General features: G+C 30.0%; 1 protein-coding gene and 1 pseudogene. Both read left to right on the plus strand.

What is annotated here, in order from left to right; all coding sequences use genetic code 11:
* Positions 1-92: hypothetical protein (locus tag IM273_RS22610; protein WP_226857984.1), on the plus strand; the 92-nt coding region annotated here is incomplete at its 5' end.
* Position 93: 1 nt separating this feature from the next.
* Positions 94-383, plus strand: a pseudogene (locus IM273_RS22085) (site-specific integrase); the annotation flags it as partial.

Below are 383 nucleotides of genomic sequence, written 5' to 3' on the forward strand. Positions count from 1 at the left end.
ATAGATACAACTATAAATATATATCTCAACAAGAGAAGGATGTCGTCCTAAAGGTCTATAAATCAGTAAGTAAAATAATTAGTGGAGTTTAGTATGGAAAACAAATGTATTGAAAGTGAGCAAATCTTTTTTGCTAAGATGAACAGGTATAGTTTCAAACTGTCAGATAAGAAATGGCAATTGGATAAAGAAAACTGCGTATACCCTCATAAAGTTGTAGATAGAATGCCTACAAAAATGAAACTTAGCTACTTAAAAACATTGGCTTACTATGCGTCTGAATATAGTTCTTTTTATATTCAAAGTATTAACAATCAATTTTATAAGTGGTTTGGTGCGATGACTATCGATACTATTGATGGCAAAGCCATATATCAATTGAA

The sequence above is a fragment of the Enterobacter cloacae complex sp. P13B genome, from assembly GCF_014895915.1.
GTDB lineage: Bacteria > Pseudomonadota > Gammaproteobacteria > Enterobacterales > Enterobacteriaceae > Enterobacter > Enterobacter bugandensis.